The sequence below is a fragment of the Actinoplanes sp. ATCC 53533 genome (genome assembly GCF_003947245.1).
In genome coordinates this window covers 17,768-33,850 of record NZ_QHHV01000064.1, presented here as the reverse complement: position 1 = coordinate 33,850, position 16,083 = coordinate 17,768, and the positions used below count along the sequence as shown (strand labels likewise).

Below are 16,083 nucleotides of genomic sequence, written 5' to 3'. Positions count from 1 at the left end.
CTACCGAACGAGCCAATCAGCTATACCGGTCGATATAGCCGCGCGCGCCGCCGACGGTCGGTGAACTACTGCTCAGCTGGACTCGTACTTACGCACATGAGGGGAGCCGATGCGGGTGTCTGAGTGGCGCGGCCGCACGGTCGCGCGGGAGCTCGGTCTGGCCGGGTTGATCGCCGCGGTCACGTGGGCCTCCGCCCAGGTGTCGTTCGACTTCGCCTGGACGTCCGCGCAGTGCGCGCCTGAATCGCCGTGGATCTGGCTCTTGATCGCGGGCACGGCCCTGCTGGGGCTGCTCCGGCTGAGACTTCCCGGGGTGGCCCTCGTCGGGGCGGCCGCACTGTTCGGCGCATGGCCGGCGGCCGGCAGCCTGCTGGCGCTGACCGTCTTCCACGCCTCGACGCACATCCAGCCGACGCGACGGCTGCGCGCCGTGCTCGGGTTGGCGGTGCTCACCGACTGCGGCGCCGCGCTGCTGTCGGCGCAATACGGCTGGCCGATCGTGGTGGTCGGGCACGCGGTCGCCCTCGCCGTCTGCATCGGGCTCCCGGTCGGCGGGCAGTTCCTGCTCCGCAAGGCGGACCGCCTGGTCAGCGCCCTCCGCGAACGCACCCACTACCTCGAGGACAACTACCGGCTGGCGCACTCGACCGCCCGGCTTCAGGAACGCTCGCGCATCGCCCAGGAGATGCACGACCAACTCGGCCACCGGCTGAGCCTCATCTCGCTGTACGCCGGCGCCCTGGAACTCACCACCGCGGGAAAGGTACCCAAGGCGACCGACGAGGCCCGGCTGATCCGCAGCACCGTGCACACCGCGATGCAGGAGCTACGCGGCACGCTCGGCATACTGCGCACCGCCGAGCCGGATCAGCCGCAGTTGCAGCCGGTGGACGAAACCGGCACACCCGCCGGCCTGGCCCGGCTGATCGCCCAGTCCCGCTCGGCCGGCGTACCGGTGGAACTCACCTGGCGCGGAGCCGATCTCGCAGACGCACCACCGGCTGTCCGGTGGGCCGTGCATCGCATCGTCCGCGAATGCCTCACCAACATCCATCGACACGCGGTCGGCGCCGCGGCGAACGTCGTGATCGAACGCGACCCGGAGCGAGTGCGCGTCGAAGTCACCAGCGGTTCCCCCATCGCTTCCGAGCCGAGGCCGGCCGCCTCGGGCACCGGCCTGGGCCTGGTCGGTGTCCAGGAACGGATTCGCCTGCTCAACGGGGACTTCCGCGCGGGCTCCACCCCCGACGGCGGCTTCCGGGTCTCGGCCGGGTTGCCGCTGGTCGGCTCCGCGCCACCTGACGGATTCAGCGGACCGTGGCCGGGCGTACCGAACGGCAGGATCATCCATCCGGCCGCCGGCACCGGACAGGCGGGTGGCGGCCTCCGGGGCAGCCTGCGCGACGGCCGGGGGGTGGCCGCGCTTCTCGCCGTCGGCCTGGTTGGCGTACCGGCACTGGTCTCTGTCGTCCTCAACGCCGCATCACTCGTCGTGCCGGGCAGCACCCCCTTCGACGCGCCCGTCGAATCTGCTCGGATCGGCATGACCAAGACAGAGGTCATCTCCCTCATCGGCGAGGACGACCCGCTCGCCCGGATGGCCGCCCAGACGATCGAAAAGCCCCCGCCGCCCGGCGCGACCTGCCTGTACTCGCAGACGTGGAGCGAAGCAACGGGCACAGCGGTCCTCCGGTACTGCTTCCAAGGAGACCGCCTGTCCCTGATGGACCGGCTCGCGGTTCCCGCCAGCCCCGAGGGACCGTAGGATGCGACCAACATGATCAACGACGCCCGAACGGTACGGGTTCTGCTGGCCGACGACGAGAGACTGGTCCGCGCGGGCCTGCGCCTGGTGCTGTCGCACGCCGACGACATCGAGATCGTCGCCGAGGCGGGCAACGGCGCGGAGGCAGTCGACCTGGCCACCCGGCACGACATCGATGTGGTGCTGATGGACATCCGGATGCCGGGAACGGACGGCCTGACCGCGGCGAAGGAGCTGGCCGCGCGCGCCCCGTCGGTCCAGGTCGTCATGCTGACGACCTTCGGCGAGGACGAGTACGTGGCCCAGGCGCTGCTGGCCGGGGCGGCGGGCTTCCTGCTCAAGGACAGCGGACCCGAGGAACTCATCCACGCCGTCCGCGCCGCGGCCGACGGACACGCGATCCTCTCGCCCCGCATCACCCGCGAGCTGATCGACCGCTACGTCGTCACCAGCGCCGGCCGGATCACCGAGGCCCGCCGCCGGGTCAGCGCGCTGACCGACCGGGAACGCGAGGTGCTCGCCATGATCGGCTCAGGACTCTCCAACGCCGAGGCGGGCAGGCAGCTCTTCATGGGCGAAGGCACCGTCAAGACCCACGTGCGACACATCCTGACCAAGCTGGACTGCGCCAACCGGGTCCAAGCGGCGATCCTCGCACGAGACGCGGGCCTGCTGCCGACAACCTGACGCCCCGTTCCGCACCAACCCCCGCGCATGGGCGGCGATCCACAGGAGTGGGCCTGATCGCACTGCACGGCAAGGCGCCCGTCGCCGTCGGAATGCTTGACGCGTGACGACAACGGGCGTCCGTGCCTGGGCTTACCGGCCCGCTACTGCGCTCCGGAGTTCCTGGCCGTGTTCTCCATGTTGTTCATGTCCCGCTGGTTCTCGGCCGAGCCGTCGGCTCCGTCGCCCTGCGCGTTCCCATTCTGCTGACCCTGGTTCTGGTTGGCGTTCTGGTTGTTGCAGCGGCGCCCGTTCTGGCCCTGCCCCTGACCGTTCTGACCCTGCCCCTGACCGTTCTGGCCTTGACCGTTCTGGTTCTGGTTCTGGTTCTGGTTCTGGTTCTGGTTCTGGTTCTGGTTCTGGTTCTGGTTCTGGTTCTGGTTCTGGTTCTGGCCATTTTGTTTGGCGGCTTTCTCCGCCGCGCGCAACTCGCCCAGGGCCTGTCGCGCGTTGTTCAGCGCCTGGTTCGTCGCCGTCCGCTGGGTGCGGAAGCGCGCGAGTGCGGCCTGCGCCGCTGCCGCCTTGTTCTGTGCGTCCTGCTGAAGTGCGGCGTTGCCCTGGTTGGCTGCGGCGTTGCCCTGGGCGGCCCGAGCAGCCCGGGCCGCATTGCGGGCCTCAGTCCGGGCCGCGCGGAGCTGCTTCGCCTGAGCGGCGAAGGCCTGTCGCGCGGCGTTGAACCGGGTCCGGGCCGCCTGCACACCGCCGGCACCATCCTGCTTCTGGCCCTGGTTCTGGTTGGCGTTCTGCGCGCCCGCGTCGGCATTCTGGACGGCACAGTTGGCGCCGGCGGCGCGACCGTTCTCGCGTGCCGAGCTGATGCCGGGAATCGTCGCGAGGGCACCCGCTGCCATCACGGCCGCGGCAACAATAGCGATCTTGATGCCTTTCTTGTTTCTGACTCTCCGCATGACTCTCCACCTCTCCGCTGGTCTGCCGTCTACTGGCAGCTGACCGTTCCTACGTCGCGAGAGAAGCTTCCAGTTCAATCCGAATTGAATTTTTTATTGATGTCTATCAATGCCCAGAACGCATTGCCCCGTGCCTTTTCAACAAGGGGCGACAGTAATTGTCCACGTGGGATCACGGGGAACCCGACATTGGTCAAGAGCCTCGCAGACGACCCGGGCCCAACGCGTCTCCCGACCGGCCGGACCGCCTCTCCCGATCGGGAGAGCATCAAGCGACAGGCACGGCGGCGCCCGCCGAGGAGACGTGCTTGTGGCCGATGGGAGAGCTGCCCTACCGGTGGAGAGAGTCGCTCGTCGGCAGCCGGGCCGCCACGCGCCAGCCACCGGTGGGCTCCGGTCCGGCGTGGAGGTGACCGCCGAGGGCGCTGACCCGTTCGGTGAGGCCGATCAGGCCGTAGTGGTCGCTGCGGCCACTCGCGGGCCGGGTCCGGCTGGTGCCGTCGTTGTGCACCGTCACCTCCAGGTGCCCGTCATCGCACCGGAGGTCGATGGTGGTCTCGGTGGCGTCGGTGGCGTGCCGTCCCACGTTGGTCAGCGCTTCCTGGATGACCCGGTAGGCGGCGGCCTGGACTTCCGGCGGCAGGGTGTCCGGCACACCCGGGTCGCGGTGCAGGGTGGCGTGAATGCGGTGGGCCGCGGTGAAACCGCTGACGAGGTCGGGGACCGCGGCCAGGTCGCCGGCGGCGGGGTGGTCGGCGTCGCTGCTGCGCAGGATGCCGACGGTACGCCGCATCGCGCCGAGGGCCTCGCCGGCCGCGTGTTCGATGCGTTCGAGCACGGGGTCGAGGCGGTCGGGTTCGCCGCCGGCGGCCAGTGCCCGGGCCATCTGCGTCTGGACCAGGATGCCGGTGACGTGGTGCGCGACGAAGTCGTGCAGGTCCGCCGCCATGGACAGCCGCTCGGTCCGGCGGGTCCGGGCGATCGCGGCTTCTCGACGACGGTCGAGGGAGCGCAGGTAGCCACCGAGCGCTGCGCCGCCGCTGGCGAGCACGGCGAGCACGGCCGAGACCGCGTAGGAGACGCCGGCCTCGCCGGGACTGCCGACGCTGACACGCAGGGGCGTCACGACGATGCTCGCGCCGATGACGAACGCGGCCACCGCGGCCGTTCCCGGCCGGCAGTTGCGGACCGCGACGACGAGCAGGCAGATCAGGATCAAGGGCTCGCCCGGTCCGATCGCGGTCGGCGTGCCGCCGAGCAGGACCCCGATCGTGTACGCCGCGGAGCCGAGCGCGGGCACGATGGTTCGCACCGGCGGGGTCAGCCACGGCGGACGGGCGCCCGCAGGCCACAGCAGCGCTGTCAGCCCCACCGCCAGGACGAGCAGGGTCACCCAGACCCGGTCGCCGTTGGTGGCCACGACGAGCAGATCGATGGTGGCGGCGAGGCCGAGCGCGATGATTCCGCCGATCGCCAGGCCGCCGCGCCGCCGCGTACGGGCGGTTGTGGTGTTCTCGGTCTGGCTGATCTCCATGGGCTTACGGTATGCGGCCGGGCCGCGGCCGCAGGGTCGGTCAAAAGAACGGTTCTGCGGCGGGGCACGCCGTCAACCATGGTCAGGTGACCGAGGCGCGAGGTGCGGTGCCTATCCGATCGTGGAGGCCATGAGCGACGTGCTGGCCGGATACGGCCTTGTCAAGAAGTACGGACCGACGACTGCCCTCGCCGGCGCCGAAGTGGCGGTCCGAGCGGGTGAACTGCTGGCGATCATGGGGCCGTCCGGCTCCGGAAAGTCCACCCTCCTGCACGTCCTGGCCGGCGTGATCCGGCCCGACGACGGCCGGGTCATGCTGGGCGAGGAACGCATCGACCGGTTGGGCGAGAACAGGCTCAGCGCACTGCGCCGCGACCGTTTCGGCTTCGTGTTCCAGTCCGGCCAGCTGCTTCCGGAGTTGCCGGCCGAGGAGAACGTCGCCCTGCCGCTGATGCTGTCCGGGATGCGCCGCCGGGACGCGGTGGCCCGGGCCCGCCGCTGGTTCGGCCCGCTCGGCCTCGACGGCCTGGAACGGCGCCGGCCGGGGCAGCTGTCCGGCGGGCAGGCGCAGCGAGTGGCGATCGCCCGCGCCCTGGTCGTCGAGCCGGACGTGGTGTTCGCCGACGAACCCACCGGCGCGCTCGACCAGGCCACCGGCGAGGAGGTGATCCGGTTGCTCACCACCGTGTCCCGGTCGCTCGGATCCGCGCTGGTGATGGTCACCCATGACGCCGGCGTCGCCGCCCACTGCGACCGGATCGTGCAGGTGCGGGACGGACACATCGTCGATGAGTGGCACCCCGCCGCCGCGGCTGCCCGGAACGGCGCGACCCGATGAACGTCATCGCCCTGACCTGGAGGTTCAACCGCGCCGGCGGTCGGCGCGGCTGGCAGGGCCACCTGCTGGCAGCCGCCGCCGCGGCGGTCAGCGCCTTGATTCTGCTCCTGGTGCTCGCCGTCTACCTCGGCGCCGGCACCCGTGGCGACCACGCCGCGTGGCGCACCCCCAGCCCCGATCCGCGCGGCACCGCGGTGCAGGCGTTGTCCACCACGTTCGTCCGGGGCACCCCGGTCACCGTGGTCCAGCTGGCCCAGCTGCCCGGACGTCCGGCCACCGCGGCGCCGCCCGGACTGGGCGCTTTTCCCCGGCCGGGCCAGGTCTACCTCTCCCCGGCGCTGGCCGCGCTCGCCCGGGAACTCCCCGCGGGGCAACTCGCCGACCGCTTCCCCCACCCGGCGTCGTACCGGACGATCAGCCGGGCCGGGCTGGCCTCACCCGACGAACTCGTCGCGGTGATCGGCCGTACCCCCGCCGACCCGGCGATCAGCGCCGCACCGACCTCCGACGCCGGGCTGGGCCTGGCCGCTCGTGCGGTCGTCGCCGGCTTCGCCCGTACCGCGGACAAGCCCGGCGGGTTCTTCGCCTTCGACCGGCTGGGTGCGCTGGTCGCGGCCGGCCTGCTCGTCGTACCCGTGTTGGTGCTCGCCGCGGCCTCCGGCCGGCTCGGCGCCGCCCGGCGTGAGCAGCGGCTCGCCGGGCTCCGGCTGGCCGGCGCGACACCCCGGCAGATCCTCGCCATGACCGGTGTCGAAGCCTTCGCGGTCGGCGCCGCCGGGGCGACGGCCGGCGCCGCCGCATACGGCCTGCTGCTGCCGGCGGTCGCCCGAGTTCCCTACGGTGTCGGCGCCTGGTATACCAGCGCGCTCTGGGTCGGCCCGGCCTACCTGGCCGCGATGGTCGTCGTGATCGCCGCCGTGATCGCGGTCAGCGCCATGTCGGCGCTGCGGCGGGTGGCGGTGGCCCCGCTCGGCGTCGCCCAGCAGGCCGATCCGCGCCGTACCCGGGTCGTCCGGCTCCTCGTGTTCCTCGCGGCGGCGGGGTACGTGGGGATCCGGGCGCGCGACGGCCACCTGGGCACCAGCGGCGCGGTCACGCTGATGGTGTTGTTCTACGGTGCGTACCTGACGCTCGGTCCCTGGGTCGTCGACCAGCTCGGCCGGATCCTCGGCCGCTTCGCCCGGCGCCCGACCACGCTGCTGGCCGCCCGCCGGCTCAGCGATGACCCGCGCGGCGCCTGGCGCACTGTCAGCGGCCTGGTCCTGGCCGGGTTCGTGGCCGGCTTCTGCAGTGTCGCCCAGCTCGGCGCCATCGGCGCGAGCTACCCCGGCCAGGTCGCCGTGGCGAGCACCCAGGCAGACGGTGCGAAGACCGACGAAGCCCTGGCCGAGCGGGCCCGTGACCGACTCCGGGCGGCCGGCGTCAAGGCCACCGTCGAGGCCGATCCCGAGGACTCCGTGCTGTGGGAAACCGGGATCGTGGCCCGGGTCGCCGGCGGCCCGGCCGAGATCGACACGGCGCTGACCGCACTGACCGGCCTCGTGCCGGGCGCGGTGCCCTTCACCCAGGAGCTGGGCAACGCCGACATCGCGATGACGGTCCGCCAGTTGGGCCAGGTCGGGTTCGGGGCGCTGGTGCTGAGCTTCCTGACCGCGGCGACCTCGGCCGGGCTCACCGCCGCCGCCACGGTGCTCGATCGCCGGCGCACGTACCGGCTGCTGCGCCTGGCCGGCACCCCGCTCGCCCTGCTCAACCGGGCCCGGACCTGGGAGACCGCGGTTCCGCTCGTCGTTCTCGCCGGCGGCACCACCGCGATCGGCGTCTTCGCCGCCACCAGGTTGAACAGCTCGATCGGCGGGGCGCAGAGCACCAATGCCGGGCTGCTCGCCGGGTGCGTGCTGATCGGCGCGCTGGCGATGGTCGCCGCGATCGGAGCCAGCAGACCGCTGCTTCGCGCGGTCACCGCGGATCCGGTACGCGCCGACGACTGACGAACGGGCAGGTCGGAGACGGGGTGGGGCACCGTGGCAGGCGATGATGTGACCATGGCAGCCCCACCCATCCGCGTCCTGATCGCCGACGACCAGGACATGATCCGCTCGGCGTTCCACTTCTTCCTGGACGCCCAGCCGGACATCACCGTCATCGCCCAGGCGACCGACGGCGAACAAGCCGTCACCCTGGCCCGGCAGCTCCGCCCGGATGTCTGCCTGTTCGACATCCGCATGCCCAAGCTCGACGGCCTCGCCGCCACCCGGCTGCTCGCCGGCCCCGACGTCGCGAAACCCCTGCGCGTCGTCGTGGTCACCACCTTCGACCTCGACGAGTATGTCTACACCGCCCTGCGCAACGGCGCCTGCGGCTTCCTGCTCAAGGACGCCGGCCCGGCCCTGCTCGCCGAGGCCGTCCGCGCCGCCGCGAACGGCGATGCGCTCGTCTCCCCGTCGATCACCGTCCGGCTGCTCAAACACCTGACCTCCGGACTCGCCGCCGAGGCCCGCGCGGACGACCGATCCGAACCGCCCGCCGCGCAAGGCCGGCAACCCCTGTCCGAACGCGAACTCGACGTCGTGCGCCTCGCCGCGCACGGCCGCACCAACGCCGAGATCGCCGCCACCCTCTACGTCTCCCTGTCCACCGTCAAGACCCACCTCGCCAGCGTCCAAGCCAAGCTCGACGCCCGCAACCGCGTCGAGATCGCCGCCTGGGCCTGGCAACACGGCCATGCCGAAGCCGCTCCGGGCCCTCGGCAGCTCCCCGGCTGACGAGCATCGCGGCCGTTCGGCGCTTCCGGGCGGGCGCGCATCCGTCGCGCGTGGGAGCGCACCTCTATTGGGAAAGGGCGTATGTCCGGACGGGGTCGAGGTGCAGGTGGCTGACGACCTGGGGTGCGGACCGCACGGGCTGTTGAGTGCGCGAAGTTCGCTGGCTGCCGCTACTGTCGGCCTATGTCCGGCCCTGGAGACGTGCCCCCGGAAATCCTGGACCGGTTGCGACCGATCTGCCGAGGGCTGCCCGAATCGTACGAGGAGCCGGCCTGGATCGGCATCCGCTGGCGGATCCGCAAGCGGACAATCGCCCATGTCTACATGCCAGACGTCGAACGTTTTCCGTTCTACGCCCGGTATCAGCTCGCCGGCGAGCCGCCGACCGTGCTGACGTTCCGCGTCCCCGCCGAGGATCTGCTCGGCCTGACCTCCGGCGGCCTTCCGTTCTTCCGCGCCCCATGGGGCCACAACGTCGCCGGCGCCCTCCTCGGCGACCACACCGACTGGACCGAGATCGCCGAGCTGATCGCCGACAGCTACTGCGAAATGGCCCCGAAGTTCCTCGTCGCCCGGGTCGTTCTTCCCCCGCCGACCAGCTGATCGGCAGCAGTGTCACACCAGTGGCGTGGCGGCTGCGCCGGCGAGGCGCTGGAATTCGTCGAGGGCCCGTTCAAAAGTTTTGGGCGCCGTCGATACTCGCAGGTCCGGCAATGCTGGGACTGTTACAGCAATTGGTGAGGAGCAGACCATCATCGACGACTCCGGCGCGATCACTCTGTGGCGGCCCACCGGCCAGGCTGAGCTGGACCTCGTGGCGGCGTCCGGCTGGCGGGCGTGGCCACCACGCCTGCCGGACCAGCCGATCTTCTATCCCGTGCTCAATCGCTGGTACGCCACGAAGATCGCCCGCGAGTGGAACGTGCCCGCCGAAGGCGTGGGTTACGTGACCCGGTTCGACGCAGCGCGTTCTTATCTGGACCGTCATGAGGTGCACCAGGCCGGTGGTCGCGACGTGCTGGAATACTGGATCCCGGCGGAGGAACTCGCCGATCTCAACGCCCACATCGTCGGAGCGATCACGGAGGAGTCCGAATACCGCGGCCCGGTGAGCGACCAGGAGTTCACCACCGCCGGCGACGCGTTGGGCGGAGCCCTGCCCCCGGCGTGGCGAGCCTACCTACAGGGTGAGTCCTGGTTTCGGCGAGGCTGGATGACGAACGGTGCCTACGTCTGCCTCAACACGCCACGCCAAATGCTCGAGCTGCACGAAGCGTGGGGCGAAAGCATCGAGGCGCACCCTGGCATCGCGATCATCGGTGGTGACGGCTCGCGTGAACAACTCGTGCTCGACTTGCGCAGCGACCCCGCACCGGTGTTGCTGATCGACATCGCAAGCGACGGATGGGGCAGTGGGATCCGGCAGGCCGACGATGTCAGCCGGTTCATCGATCGCCTTGAGGCCGGCACCTTCGAGTTCACTGCCGAGGAATAGCCGGGTCGGACGGGAGTCCACGGCATCCGAGCCGGATCTGATCGACCGGCTCGCCGTCCCGCCTCCGTTCGAGGTGATCTGCGAGCTGCTCGGCATCCCGTCGAGATGATCTGCGAGCTGCTCGGCGGACGCCTTGCCTGTTCGCCTCCGAACCGGGGCGTCACGATCACGCTGAGCGCCGCGGCTCGACGCTGTCGATGGTGCCGCCGACGGCGGCCGCCGCCACCCGGCCGGTGGCAGCCCGCTCGGTCACGGCTCGTCGCCGAGGATCCGGCGCATCGGCTTCGGCGTGTCCCCGGATCTTTTTTGCCATTCCCGGGGATAGCCCAGCGAGACCTCCTCGAAGCGCACCCCGTCGTGCCGCGTGGTGCGGGGGATGTGCAGGTGGCCGTAGACGGCCGCGGCGGCACGGTAGCGGATGTGCCAGTCCCGGGTCAGCTCGGTGCCGCACCATTGCGCGAACTCCGGATACCACATGACGTCGGTCGGCTCGCGCACCAGCGGCCAGTGGCTGAGCAGCACGGTCCGGGCCGCCGGGTCCAGGGCGTCCAGCCGCTCGCGGGTGGCGGCGACCCGGGCCCGGCACCAGGACTCGCGATCCGGGTACGGGTCGGGGTGCAGCATGAACTCATCCGTGCAGACCACGCCCGCCGCGTACGCCCGGCGCAGCGACTCGTCCTTGGTGTCGACGCCCGGCACCCGGAACGAGTAGTCGTACAGCTGGAAGATCGGCACGATCGTGACGTCGCCCCAGACCGGATAGTCGTCCTCCGGCGTGATCACGTCCAGCTCCCGGCAGCGGGCGACCAGCGCGTCGTACCGGGCCACCCCGCGCAGCGCGACCGGGTCGCCCGGGCGCGTCCACAGCTCGTGGTTGCCCGGCGCCCAGACCACGGTCGCGAACCGCTCTCTGAGCATGCCGAGGGTGCGGACGATGTCTGCGAAATCCTCGCCCACGTCACCCGCCACCAGCAACCAGTCCGTCGGCGACTCGGGCCGCAGCCCGTCCACGATCGCCCGGTTCTGCGGGTGCCCGACGTGCAGGTCGCTGACCGCGAACAAACTTCCCACCCTCTGATCATGCCCGACCGGGATCGACAACGGTCGACGATCGCCCGGCGCGCCGGGCCCCGGTTCCGGTGATCCTCAGCCTGCGGTTGTGCCCTGGCTCGATCAGTACGGCGGACCGAGGACCGCGTCGACCGCCTCGTCCAATGCCCGTTCGGGATTCTCGGGCCAGGGGGGATCGCACAGCGTTCGGAGCATGAGGTACGCCTTGCCGGTGTCGCGGGCCGCCGTGACGAAGACGATGTCGATCGTGTAGGGCGGGCCGGGGTTCGCGATCCGGCAGCCCGCGTGGTTGATCGGCCTGACCGGTGGCAGCGCCTTGTCGAGCGCCGCCGCGAAGACAGCCAGATCACCCGCGACCGGGCCGCGCGTCAGGGTGTTGTGGCCTTCGCTGGTGTCGAAGGTGCTGTGCTCGTAGCGGCACAGTGTCACCGCCGACACCCGTTCTGGCCAGGTGGTGGCGTCCCAGGGGTTGTGGGTGGGAAGTCGCATCGGATCCACCGACGTGGGACAGGTGCCTGAGGGTGGCAACGGCGCGTCACGGGGCGGCAGGTCCGTCGGGTACGGCGTGTCCGGCCCGGGCGAGACGGTCACGTACGCCTGGGACACCGCCGGGCTCGCGAAGGCCGAGGTCGCGACCTGACCGCTCGGGTGCGCGGTCACCGGCTGACCGTTCGACGGCACGGCCGGAGGCGCGGTCCGACTGTTCGGGTGCGCTGCCACGTTCTCCAGGTGGCGTTCCTGGGCCGGGATTCCCAGCAGGGCGCCGACCACCGCCACCCCGGCTACCGCCGCCACCGCAGCCACCGCCGCCATCGCTGCCGAGCCCGTCCGGCCTCGTCGTCGCGCCGTGGCCCGATCGGACAGCACCGCCAACCGGTCCGGCCGCTCGGGCAGTCTGACCTCGTCCTCGCTCATCGCGGGTCCTCCTCATCGTTACCGACTCGGGTCTCCGACGGTCGGGCACGATGATCCGTTCCCGCGCGGGTCAGCGGCGGGCAGCGGTCACGAGGTGGGCGAGTACGTCGCGCGGAGGGCCTTCTTGTCGGGCTTGCCGAGGGCGGTCAGCGGCAACCGGTCGGTCATGATCACGTGCTTGGGGGTGTGCACGGGACCCTTACGCTCGCGTACGGATGCCTTGATCTCCTCCTCGAGCGTGGCGGCGGCCGCGTCGTCGTGGGGCTTCTCGCGGGGCACCACGATCGCCGTGACGGCTTCGCCCCAGGTCGCGTCGGGCACGCCGATGACGCCGACCTGGGCGACCGCGGGATGCGCCGCCACCGCGTCCTCCACCTCGCGGGGGAAGACGTTGAAACCGCCGGTGACGATCATGTCCTTGACCCGGTCGACGATGAACAGGAACCCGTCGGAGTCCTCGCGGGCCACGTCGCCGGTGTGCAGCCAGCCGTCGCGGAACGCCTCCCCGGTCGCCTCGGGCTGGTGCCAGTAACCGCCCGCGAGCAGCGGCCCGGCCACGCACACCTCACCCGGCTCGCCCGGGGGGACCTCGCTGCCGTGCTCGTCGAGCAGGGCGACGCGCAGGAACGCCGAGGGCCGGCCGCAGGAGGCCAGCCGGGCGTCGTCGTGTTGCGCCCGGGCCAGGTAGCTGATCGCCATGGGCGCCTCGGTCTGGCCGAAGAACTGCGCGAAGATCGGCCCGAACCGGTCGATCGCCTCACGCAGCCGCACCGGGTTGATCGCGGCGGCGCCGTAGTAGACCGTCCGCAGCGAGGACAGGTCGCGGGTGTGCGAGTCCGGGTGGTCGAGCAGCGCGTACAGCATGGTCGGCACCAGCATGGTGGCGGTGATCCGGTGCTCCTCGATCGCCCGCAGCACCTCGCCCGGGTTGAACCCGGGCAGCACCACGAGCGATCCGCCCTTGATCAGGGTCGGGGCGAAGAACGCGGCGCCCGCGTGCGACAACGGCGTGCACACCAGGAACCTGGGCTCGGCCGGCCACTCCCACTCGGCCAGCTGAATCTGGGTCATGGTGAGCATCGACTGCGCGGTGCCGATCACGCCCTTCGGCTTGCCGGTGGTGCCGCCGGTGTAGGTGATCGAGACGATGTGGTCGGGCGGCAGGGTGGCGGGGCGCAGCGGCTGCGCGTCATAGCCGGCCGCGGCGGCGACCAGGTCGCGGGCGTCGGTGCCGGCCAGCGCCTCGGGCACCGGGCCGATGGTGAGCACCTGCTTGAGGCCGGGCACCCGCTCCAGCAGCCCCAGGGCACGCTCCACGAAGGCCGGCACCGGATCGATGATCAGCGTGGTGATGCCGGCGTCGTCGATGGCGTACGCGTGATCGTCGAGCGAGCCCAGCGGGTGCAGCGCGGTGCGCCGCGAGCCCCGCATCTGCCCCGCCGCGATGATCAGCAGGACCTCCGGGCGGTTCAGCGACAGCAGCGCCGACGGGGAGCCGGTGCCCACCCCGAGCGCCTCGAAGGCCTGCGCGTACCGGCTGACCGCCTCGGCGGTCTGGCCGCCGGTCAGGGTCGTGTCGCCGAGCCGCAGCACCGGCTTGTCCCGGTGCTGCCGCAGGGCGGACACGACCAGGTGTCCGAGGTGGTTCGGATGCCGCATCTCCTGATCGGTCACTATCGTCCTTCCCCTCGATCCGACGGGGCGCCGTAGAGGGTGACCACGCAGGCGCCGCCCAGTCCCAGGTTGTGTGCCAGTCCCAGCCTGGCCGCGGGCACTTGACGGTCGCCGGCCTCGCCGCGCAGCTGCCAGGTCAGCTCCGCGCACTGGGCCAGCCCGGTCGCACCCAGCGGGTGCCCCTTCGAGATCAGCCCGCCGGACGGATTGACCACCCACTCGCCGCCGTAGGTGGTGGCACCGGAGCGCACCAGCCCGGCGCCCTCGCCCTCGGCGCACATGCCCATCGCCTCGCAGCTGAGGATCTCGTTGATCGAGAAGCAGTCGTGCAGCTCGACCACGTCCACGTCGCCGATGCCCACGCCCGCGTCGGCCAGCACCGCGCGCACGGCCCGGCGGGTCATCGGGGTGCCCACCACGTCGATCGCCGAGCCGGTGGAGAACGCGTCCGGGCCGTCGGTGACCAGCCGCTGGGCCAGGATCTCCACGCGCCTGCCCGCCGGCAGCTGCCGGCGGGCGAACCGCTCGCTCACCAGCACGGCCGCGGCGGCACCGTCCGACATGGGCGAGCATTGCGTACGGGTCAGCGGGCCGGCCACCGGCTTGTCCGCGAGCACCTCGCCGAGCGTGAACGGCCGCTGGAACTGGGCCAGGGGGTTGCGGGTGGAGTGCTCGTGGTTCTTCACGGCCACCCGGGCCAGGTCCTCGGCCGTGCTGCCGAAGCGGCGCATGTGCTCCTCGGCGGCCCGGGCGAAGAGCCGCGCGGTCAGCGGCGCGCCGTCGCCGGGCTCGGGCGGGAGCGCGGCCAGATGGTGGTCGATTGTGGACACTCCGGTCGGGCGGCCGGACATGGCTTCCCGGGACATCTGCTCGAAGCCGACGGCGAGCGCCACGTCAGCGAGGCCGCTCTGCACCCACTCCCGGGCGAGCAGCAGCGCGGTGGAGCCGGTGGCGCAGTTGTTGTTCACGTTGACCACCGGGATGCCGGTCTGGCCGAGGCCGTAGAGGGCACGCTGGCCGGCGGCGGACGGCTGGAACACGTACCCGACGGCGGCGCGCTCGACCTGGCCGTACTCAAGTCCGGCGTCGGCCAGCGCCGCACCGACCGCCGTGGCGACCAACTGCGGGTAGGTGACTTCGCCGCCGATCCTGACGAACGGCGTCATCCCGACGCCCGCGACCACCACGCTGCTCATGCCGGCACCTCGCTGCCCACGACCCAGAGCGCGTGGAACTGGGACGCGCCGCCCATCGCGTGCCCCACCGCACGCCGCGCCCCGTCGACCTGGTGCTCGCCGGCCAGCCCGCGCACCTGCAGCGCCGCCTCGGCGAATCGCAGCAGCCCGGTGGCGCCGGTGGGATTGCCGGCCAGGACGCCGCCGGACGGGTTGACCGGCAGGTCGCCGCCGAACGCGGTGCGGTCGTCGTCGACGAGCCGCCAGCCTCGGTGCTCCTCGGCCAGGCCGATGTTCTCCAGCCACATCGGCTCATACCAGCTGTACGGGATGTACAGCTCCGCCACGTCGATCTCGCGCGCCGGGTCGGCGATCCCGGCCTGCCGGTAGGCCTCGGCCGCGCAGTCCCGGCCGGCCCGCGGGTTCACCTCGTCCCGACCGGCGAAGTGCCCCGTCTCGGTCCGCCAGGCCATGCCGTGGATCCAGGCCGGCGGCCGAGGCGCCCGCGCCGCCAGTTCCGCGCCCGTGATCACCACGGCGCAGGAGCCGTCCGAGGACGGGCACGACTCCAGGTACCGGATCGGATCCCAGAGCATGGGGGAATCGCGGACCTCCGCCAGCGTGATCCCGGCGCGCCGGACGTGCGCGTACGGGTTGCGGGTGGCGTTGCGGCGGTGGTTGACCGCGACCTTCCAGCCGATATGCTCCGGCGCCCGGGACCGGCGGATGTACTCACGGATCACCGGCGCGAAGTGCCCGCCGGCACCCGCACCGAGGTGTGCGCTGAACGGCAGGCCCCGCGACAGCGCCCAGGTGAAGTTGCCCTCCGACTCCTTGGAGTATGCGACCACCAGCACCCGGCGAGCGAGCCCGGCCGCCACCAGGTGCGCGCCGAAGATCGCGGCGTGCCCGCCCACGCTGCCCCCGGTGAAGACCCGGGTCACCGGCAGCCCCACCGCGCCCATCGCGTCGGCCAGGTAGAGCTCGGGGTTCATCACCCCGTCGAACAGGTCTGGGGTCTTGCTCAGCACGACGGCGTCGATGTTGGCGAAGCCCAGCTCGGCGTCGGCGAGGGCGGCATCCACCGCCTCCCGCACCAGCGCGCCGATGGTGACCTCGCGGCGCTTCGCCTGCCGGCTCTGCCCGACCCCGATGACGGCGAGCGCGGTGCTCATGCTCTGCCTGCCCTCGGCATGCCCTCGCGGCCCTCACCGGCG

The 16,083-nt window shown here is 71.8% G+C and carries 13 protein-coding genes and 1 pseudogene; 7 read left to right on the top strand and 7 right to left on the bottom strand.

Annotated features, from left to right (window positions below; translation table 11 throughout):
* The first annotated feature begins 109 nt into the window (after nucleotides 1-109).
* Together DMB66_RS22325 and DMB66_RS22320 are read left to right on the top strand one after the other, a co-directional pair.
* Nucleotides 110-1,765: a sensor histidine kinase gene (locus tag DMB66_RS22325; protein ID WP_125806062.1), complete on the top strand. Its 1,656-nt coding sequence runs from the start codon at nucleotides 110-112 to the stop codon at nucleotides 1,763-1,765.
* A gap of 12 nt (nucleotides 1,766-1,777) precedes the next feature.
* Nucleotides 1,778-2,452: a response regulator transcription factor gene (locus tag DMB66_RS22320; RefSeq protein ID WP_125806061.1), complete on the top strand. Its 675-nt coding sequence runs from the start codon at nucleotides 1,778-1,780 to the stop codon at nucleotides 2,450-2,452.
* Nucleotides 2,453-2,595: 143 nt separating this feature from the next.
* Here the strand turns inward: DMB66_RS22320 and DMB66_RS22315 are convergent, their stop codons facing one another.
* Complete coding sequence (locus DMB66_RS22315; RefSeq protein WP_125806060.1) at nucleotides 2,596-3,399, bottom strand: hypothetical protein; 804 nt, start codon at nucleotides 3,397-3,399, stop codon at nucleotides 2,596-2,598.
* Between the two features lie 331 nt (nucleotides 3,400-3,730).
* On the bottom strand, nucleotides 3,731-4,933 hold the full coding sequence (locus DMB66_RS22310; RefSeq protein WP_125806059.1) for a histidine kinase: 1,203 nt from the start codon (nucleotides 4,931-4,933) through the stop codon (nucleotides 3,731-3,733).
* 130 nt (nucleotides 4,934-5,063) lie between these two features.
* Here DMB66_RS22310 and DMB66_RS22305 point away from each other — a divergent pair, with 130 nt between their 5' ends.
* From DMB66_RS22305 to DMB66_RS22285, 5 genes and pseudogenes are all read left to right on the top strand, one after another.
* The gene (locus DMB66_RS22305; RefSeq protein ID WP_125806058.1) at nucleotides 5,064-5,771 is read left to right on the top strand and encodes an ABC transporter ATP-binding protein; all 708 of its coding nucleotides are present in this window, start codon (nucleotides 5,064-5,066) and stop codon (nucleotides 5,769-5,771) included.
* Nucleotides 5,726-7,762, top strand: a complete 2,037-nt coding sequence (locus DMB66_RS22300) for a hypothetical protein (RefSeq protein WP_199752564.1) — start codon at nucleotides 5,726-5,728, stop codon at nucleotides 7,760-7,762. The genes DMB66_RS22305 and DMB66_RS22300 overlap by 46 nt, the downstream gene beginning before the upstream one ends.
* Before the next feature lie 54 nt (nucleotides 7,763-7,816).
* Nucleotides 7,817-8,536 carry a response regulator transcription factor gene (locus DMB66_RS22295; RefSeq protein ID WP_125806057.1) on the top strand — a complete coding sequence of 240 codons (720 nt, stop codon included), beginning with the start codon at nucleotides 7,817-7,819 and terminating at the stop codon, nucleotides 8,534-8,536.
* A 183-nt stretch (nucleotides 8,537-8,719) separates the two neighbouring features.
* A complete protein-coding gene (locus DMB66_RS22290) occupies nucleotides 8,720-9,139 on the top strand; it encodes an MmcQ/YjbR family DNA-binding protein (protein ID WP_125806056.1) in 420 nt (139 codons plus the stop codon).
* A gap of 148 nt (nucleotides 9,140-9,287) precedes the next feature.
* Nucleotides 9,288-9,638 (top strand): annotated as a pseudogene (locus tag DMB66_RS22285) (ADP-ribosylation/crystallin J1); the annotation flags it as partial.
* A gap of 642 nt (nucleotides 9,639-10,280) precedes the next feature.
* Here the strand turns inward: DMB66_RS22285 and DMB66_RS22280 are convergent.
* From DMB66_RS22280 to DMB66_RS22260, 5 genes are all read right to left on the bottom strand, one after another.
* Entirely contained in the window at nucleotides 10,281-11,102 is an 822-nt protein-coding gene (locus DMB66_RS22280) for a metallophosphoesterase (protein WP_233624765.1), read from the bottom strand.
* 102 nt (nucleotides 11,103-11,204) lie between these two features.
* Nucleotides 11,205-12,017: a hypothetical protein gene (locus tag DMB66_RS22275; RefSeq protein WP_125806055.1), complete on the bottom strand. Its 813-nt coding sequence runs from the start codon at nucleotides 12,015-12,017 to the stop codon at nucleotides 11,205-11,207.
* 87 nt (nucleotides 12,018-12,104) lie between these two features.
* Nucleotides 12,105-13,691 (bottom strand): fatty-acid--CoA ligase FadD8, encoded by a 1,587-nt coding sequence (gene fadD8 / locus DMB66_RS22270; protein WP_125806054.1) that lies wholly within the window; start codon nucleotides 13,689-13,691, stop codon nucleotides 12,105-12,107.
* Nucleotides 13,691-14,887 carry a Nonspecific lipid-transfer protein gene (locus DMB66_RS22265; RefSeq protein WP_125806053.1) on the bottom strand — a complete coding sequence of 399 codons (1,197 nt, stop codon included), beginning with the start codon at nucleotides 14,885-14,887 and terminating at the stop codon, nucleotides 13,691-13,693. The genes fadD8 and DMB66_RS22265 overlap by 1 nt, the downstream gene beginning before the upstream one ends.
* A complete protein-coding gene (locus DMB66_RS22260) occupies nucleotides 14,884-16,041 on the bottom strand; it encodes a thiolase domain-containing protein (RefSeq protein ID WP_125806052.1) in 1,158 nt (385 codons plus the stop codon). Before DMB66_RS22260 ends, DMB66_RS22265 begins: the two co-directional genes overlap by 4 nt.
* Nucleotides 16,042-16,083 lie beyond the last annotated feature (42 nt).